The organism is Martelella sp. (assembly GCF_984369615.1).
Genome location: NZ_CFHTCS010000306.1, coordinates 1 through 5280 on the forward strand (window position 1 = coordinate 1; position 5280 = coordinate 5280).

8 protein-coding genes are annotated in these 5280 nt (G+C 64.1%); 2 read left to right on the forward strand and 6 right to left on the reverse strand.

The genetic code is table 11. The features are described 5' to 3' along the window. Positions 1-51 precede the first annotated feature (51 nt). Complete coding sequence (locus AC5DC2_RS18835; protein WP_024707464.1) at positions 52-420, reverse strand: diacylglycerol kinase; 369 nt, start codon at positions 418-420, stop codon at positions 52-54. Positions 421-545: 125 nt separating this feature from the next. Next, positions 546-1562, reverse strand: coding sequence for a nicotinate-nucleotide--dimethylbenzimidazole phosphoribosyltransferase (cobT, locus tag AC5DC2_RS18840; RefSeq protein WP_491699577.1), 1017 nt, complete (start codon positions 1560-1562; stop codon positions 546-548). Between the two features lie 108 nt (positions 1563-1670). Between cobT and AC5DC2_RS18845 the strand changes: the two genes are divergently transcribed. Both AC5DC2_RS18845 and AC5DC2_RS18850 read left to right on the forward strand, forming a co-directional pair. Beyond that, a complete protein-coding gene (locus tag AC5DC2_RS18845) occupies positions 1671-2450 on the forward strand; it encodes an adenosylcobinamide-GDP ribazoletransferase (protein ID WP_491699578.1) in 780 nt (259 codons plus the stop codon). Between the two features lie 69 nt (positions 2451-2519). Next, positions 2520-3230 carry a TIGR02281 family clan AA aspartic protease gene (locus tag AC5DC2_RS18850; protein ID WP_244435536.1) on the forward strand — a complete coding sequence of 237 codons (711 nt, stop codon included), beginning with the start codon at positions 2520-2522 and terminating at the stop codon, positions 3228-3230. A gap of 4 nt (positions 3231-3234) precedes the next feature. On the opposite strand, the gene AC5DC2_RS18855 is transcribed toward AC5DC2_RS18850, so the two are convergent. The 4 genes from AC5DC2_RS18855 to cysE form a co-directional block, all read right to left on the reverse strand. Next, on the reverse strand, positions 3235-4056 hold the full coding sequence (locus AC5DC2_RS18855) for a sulfite exporter TauE/SafE family protein (protein WP_024707468.1): 822 nt from the start codon (positions 4054-4056) through the stop codon (positions 3235-3237). Between the two features lie 214 nt (positions 4057-4270). Further along, on the reverse strand, positions 4271-4420 hold the full coding sequence (locus AC5DC2_RS18860; protein ID WP_491699579.1) for a hypothetical protein: 150 nt from the start codon (positions 4418-4420) through the stop codon (positions 4271-4273). An 11-nt stretch (positions 4421-4431) separates the two neighbouring features. Then, positions 4432-4641, reverse strand: a complete 210-nt coding sequence (locus tag AC5DC2_RS18865) for a DUF3126 family protein (protein ID WP_024707469.1) — start codon at positions 4639-4641, stop codon at positions 4432-4434. Positions 4642-4739: 98 nt separating this feature from the next. Next, a partial coding sequence (cysE, locus tag AC5DC2_RS18870; RefSeq protein ID WP_491699580.1) for a serine O-acetyltransferase occupies positions 4740-5280 on the reverse strand: 541 nt, incomplete at its 5' end.

Below are 5280 nucleotides of genomic sequence, written 5' to 3' on the forward strand. Positions count from 1 at the left end.
CTCCAGTCTCCTCGGTCCGCTCCGAATGGACAACCTCCTGAAAGCCCACATCTAGAAGAACACGACATAGACGGCGTAGATGACATTGCAGCAGATCAGGCAGAAGGTGGCGAAGGAGCCGAGGTCCTTGGCGTGCTTGCCTTCCACCGAGCGTTCCGGCGAGACCCGGTCGATGATCTCCTCGACGGCCGTGTTCAGCGCCTCGGCGGCAAACAGTGAGAACATCAGGATCACGAAGATCATGAACTCGAGGCCGCTCGCACCGACAAGGACGAATATGGCAAGGCCGATGACGAAGCCGATCAGTTCATGACGAAAGGCTTCTTCCTTGAGCAGCCGCAGGAAGCCCTGCCAGGAATAGCCGCCGGCGGCGAACAGATGGCGAATGCCCTTTTGCTTCTCGATCGGCGGTTCGGCCATTCCGTCTCCTTCCGGCTCAAGACCAAGTCGGCGCACCCTGCCATCGGCATGTTACAGCTGCGCGACAAGCCTTTGACGACGCACGGGAATTGCCGTCACAAACAGCGCCCGGGGCAAAGGTCGCATCACCCCCGCCCGGAGACGCCGGCCTCCTCGAAGGTCGCCATGCCGGTGTGGCAGGCCGCGGCCGATTTCACCAGACTTGCGGCAAGCGCCGCGCCCGTGCCCTCGCCGAGACGCATGCCGAGCGCAAGAAGCGGCGTCTTGCCCAGCTTCTGGATCAGCTTCAGATGCCCCGGCTCGGCAGAGACATGGGCGATCATGCAGTGATCGAGCGCCGAGGGTTTGGCGGCCTTCAGCACGGCGGCGGCGGCGGTCACGGCATAGCCGTCGAGCAACACCGGCACCTTCTGCATCCGCGCGGCGATGATGGCACCGGCGATTGCCGCGAACTCGCGTCCCCCGAGCCTGCGCAGCAGTTCCAGCGGATCGGAGAGATGGTCCTTGTGGCAGGCCACGGCCTGTTCGACGGCGGCGATCTTGCGTTCCAGCATCTCGCCTTCCGCACCGGTTCCGGGGCCGACCCATTCGGCGGCGGAACCGCCGTAAAGCCCGAGGCAGAGCGCCGCGGCAATCGCGGTGTTGCCGATGCCCATTTCGCCGAGGCAGAGCAGGTCCACCCCGCCGGCAACCGCCTCCATGCCGTAGGCCATGGTCGCCGCGCAATCGCGTTCGGAAAGCGCGGGCTCCACGGTAATGTCGCCGGTCGGATAGTCGAGCGCCAGATCGAAGATCTTGAGGCTGAGGTCGACCGAGGCGCAGATCTGGTTGATCGCCGCGCCGCCCTTCTCGAAATTGCCCACCATTTGCTGCGTGACGGTTGCCGGATAGGGCGTGATGCCTTTGGCCGCGATGCCGTGATTGCCGGCGAAGACGGCGACCATGGGACGGTTCACCGACGGGGCGCGCCCGCTCCACGCGGCAAGCCACATGGCGATTTCTTCCAGGCGTCCGAGCGCGCCCTCCGGCTTCGTCAGCAAAGAGTTACGTTTCCGCGCCGCCGCAAGGGCTGGCGTATCGGCCCCCGGCAGTGCCTCCAGCAGAGCACGGAAATCATCGAAGGGCTGTCCGGCGGCTTCCATCTAGAGTAAGTCCTTTTTTACTATTACGAGCATAAACGGGCTATCCAAGGTTGTCTCGATCTGCCATAGTTACACACCTATCGCGCACACATTGACGAAAGTGCCACCATGACGCGACTGTCGAACCTGGCGAAAGACCTCGCCGTGGCAACCGGTTTTCTGACGAGATATCCCATTCCGGCGCAAATGCAAACCGTTCCGCCGGACGGCGCACGCGCGGCATGGGCCTTTCCCCTTGCCGCCGTTCTCGCAGCCCTGTTGCCTGCCCTTGTTTTGCCGTCCCTGACGATGCTCGGCGCCGGGCCTTTGCTGGCGGCGCTGATCGCAATCGCGGTCAGCCTCGTCGTCACCGGCGCGCTTCACGAGGACGGTCTTGCCGATTCCTTCGACGGCCTTTTCGGCGGACAGGACCGCGCGGCCGCGCTGGCGATCATGAAGGACAGCAGCACCGGAGCCTACGGTACGATCGCCCTTATCCTCTCAATCTTGTTGCAGGCCGTCGCACTTGCGGTCCTGGTTGCAGAGGGTTCGTGGAATGCAGCGCTTTTCCTCATCGCCGGAGCGGCAGGCGGGCGCGCCGCCATGGTCTGTCAATGGAGCGCCCTTCCGTCAGCGCGCACCGACGGAGCAGCGTCCGCCCTCGGTCGCCCCGGAAGACGGTCGGCGCTGTGCGCGGTTCTCGGCGGCGTCGTCATCATCGGCCTTTCGGCCCTCGCGACCGGGACGGTGTGGCCCGCGCTTGCCGCCCTTGTCTGCGGCGCGGCCGCCGCCCTCGGTTTCAGCCTGTTCGTCGCCCGCCGTCTCGGCGGCTGCACGGGCGATACGCTCGGCGCCACGGCCCGGATCAGCGAGACCGTCTTCCTCGTCGCCCTTGCCATTTGCGTCTGAAACCCGATATCCGGTCACGATGACGAGGCGCGGGCTCCCGCCGCGCGCCTTGCGCCTTCAACACGGGGAGTGACCGCCTTGCGTCTGTTCTGGATCCTGATTGCAATCGTCGCAGTGGGCATGATCATGCTGATGGTGACGGGCGGCGACGGTACGACGCTCGGCCTTGCCAATGACGAGTTCGCCTCCGCGCTCTGGCTTGCGCCGCTGCTGGTTCTCGTCGCCGCCGGCGTGCTGCAGGGCCAGCGCAATTTCGGCCATGTGTTCCAGTCGCTGCTGATCTGGGCCGCGATCCTGCTGGTCATTTCCGCCGCCTATATCTTCCGCCATGATTTCCGGGAGGTCGGCGCCCGCCTCTTCGGCGGCCTCGTGCCCGGCATGTCGATGACGACGACCATGGTCGACGGCCGCGAACAGGTGATTATCGGCAAGCGCCGCGACGGGCACTTCACCGCCAATGTCGAAGTCGACGGCGTAAGCGTGGCGATGCTGGTCGACACCGGCGCAAGCCGGGTGACGCTGACGACAAGGGACGCGGAGCGGATCGGCTTCGATGCCGGATCGCTCAGCTTCACGGCGATGGTCTCAACGGCAAACGGCAACGCCATGGCGGCCCCCGTCACGCTTGACGAGGTCGCGATCGGCCCGATCACGCGCCGCAACGTCCGCGCCATGGTGGCCGGGGAAGGCCTTCTGTCTCAAAGCCTGCTCGGCATGAGCTTTCTCGGCACGCTGAGCTCGGTCGACATGCGCGCCGAGGAACTGCGCCTCACCGATTGAGCGTTCAGAAGAACGAGATGAAGAAGCGGGCGGAGATCGTCAGCAGGAAAATGCCGAAACCGGCCGTCAGCACCCGGTCGGAAACCGCATGGGCGGCGCGCGCGCCGACGGGCGCGATCAGGAGCGTGATCGGAATGATCAGCGCCACGGCGATCCAGTTGACATAGCCGGTGGACAGAACCGGAAGCCCCGGATGGCCCCAGCCGCCGATGACGTTGCCGACAAAACTCGGGATCGAGATCAGCACGCCGACCCCCGCCGAGGTCGCCACAGCCTGCAGCATCGACCGGTTGTAGAGCGTCATGAAGGTGTTGTTGAGCGTGCCGCCGCCGATGCCGATCAACCCGGACAAAAGCCCAATCAGCCAGCCGCAGCCGAACAGAGCGGGGTTCTTCGGCAGGTCCTCGCCGAGCCGCCATTTCGATGCCTTCGGATAGAGCATCTTCAGGCCGATCAGGAGCGTGATCACGGCGAAGGCCGCGCGCAGCACGTCGCCCGGCGCATAGGCGATGACCATGGCCGAGACGATGGCGCCGAAGGGCACGGCGATGATCCATTGCCTCAGCAGCTTCATGTCCACCGTGCCGCGCTTGTAATGCGACTGGAAGGAACGCAGCGAGGTCGGAATGATGATGGCAAGCGAGGTTCCGACGCAGAGCTTCATGCGCACGCCCTCGTCCACGCCGGCAAGCGCGAAGGCCTGGTAGAAGACCGGCACCAGCACGGCGCCGCCGCCAATGCCGAAGAGGCCGGCGAGGAAGCCGGCGACGCAGCCGGCCACTGCCAGCAGAACGACGAGTTGCAGGATTTCGGAAATCGGCGGCATGCGTAGTCCCCTCACGCACCTTCCAAGCGCAACAGGTCAAAGCGCAATCAGAAGGTTTTTGACTGTCGGATTATCATTGGCGATGTGTCATCAAAACGTGATCTTCTTACACTATCCCGTGGCCAGGGCAAACGGGGATGCACGGCGCAGCGTTTTTCGCGCCGGTGTCCCCCGGACTGGTTTTCATCAGCTCGCCATATTGGCCCGCGCATGTTCAGTTTTTCTGTTCAAGACAGTTTCCGATCACCAAAGCTTTTTCGCTTTTTTTCTTTGCCGGCCCTTCCTGGGCCGGCCTTTTTTTGTCCATCTGCAAGGGCGGCACAAAAAAACCGGCCGCTTCGAACGACCGGTTCCTGTCACGCATATGCCCTGCGATCAGGGCTCGAGATCGACGTCGAGGATCGCCATGGAGAAATTGAAGGAGCGGTCGCCGTCCTCATCATCGAGATAGATGACGCCGATGAACTCGTCCTCGCGGTAGACCTCGCAGGAATCGTCCTTGCGCGGGCGCGCGCGCACGGCAAAGAGCGGCCCGAACATGCGCTTGAAATAGGAGTCGAGCTTTTTGATTTCGTCTGGCTTCAAGGGATGAACTCCGTCTGGTCTTCAAGTGGTGGCGCGCTTGTGACACGCAAGGGCCGAGAATGCAAATGCGCGGGCGGATGGATTTCAGGGCCGGGCTGTCAGTCTTCCGAGCCGATCAACTGATCCATCGACCGGGCGGGATCGGAGCAGCCCGCCGTGCCGATCACCTTCGCCGGAACGCCCGCAACCGTCGAATTGGCCGGAACCGGCTTCAGCACCACGGAGCCCGCGGCAATCCGCGAGCAATGGCCGACGGTGATGTTGCCGAGCACCTTGGCGCCGGCGCCGATCAGCACGCTGTCGCCGATCTTCGGGTGGCGGTCGCCGCTTTCCTTGCCCGTGCCGCCGAGCGTGACGCCCTGCAGGATCGAGACATCGTCGCCGATCGTGGCGGTCATGCCGACGACGAGACCGGTCGCATGGTCGAGGAAGATGCCCTTGCCCATTTTCGCGGCTGGATTGATGTCGGTCTGGAACACGCTGGAAGAGCGGCTCTGCAGGTAGAGCGCGAAATCCTGCCGTCCCTTCTGCCACAGCCAGTGCGCCAGCCTGTGGGTCTGGATTGCGTGAAACCCCTTGAAATAGAGCACCGGTTCCATGAAGCGGGTGCAGGCCGGGTCGCGGTCATAGACGGCCTGG

What these genes read in the sequence shown, in the direction of transcription:
- AC5DC2_RS18835 (WP_024707464.1), bottom strand. Translation starts at nt 420, where the DNA reads ATGGCCGAACCGCCGATCGAGAAGCAAAAGGGCATTCGCCATCTGTTC.
- cobT (WP_491699577.1), bottom strand. Translation starts at nt 1,562, where the DNA reads ATGGAAGCCGCCGGACAGCCCTTCGATGATTTCCGTGCTCTGCTGGAG.
- AC5DC2_RS18845 (WP_491699578.1), top strand. Translation starts at nt 1,671, where the DNA reads ATGACGCGACTGTCGAACCTGGCGAAAGACCTCGCCGTGGCAACCGGT.
- AC5DC2_RS18855 (WP_024707468.1), bottom strand. Translation starts at nt 4,056, where the DNA reads ATGCCGCCGATTTCCGAAATCCTGCAACTCGTCGTTCTGCTGGCAGTG.
- AC5DC2_RS18860 (WP_491699579.1), bottom strand. Translation starts at nt 4,420, where the DNA reads ATGCGTGACAGGAACCGGTCGTTCGAAGCGGCCGGTTTTTTTGTGCCG.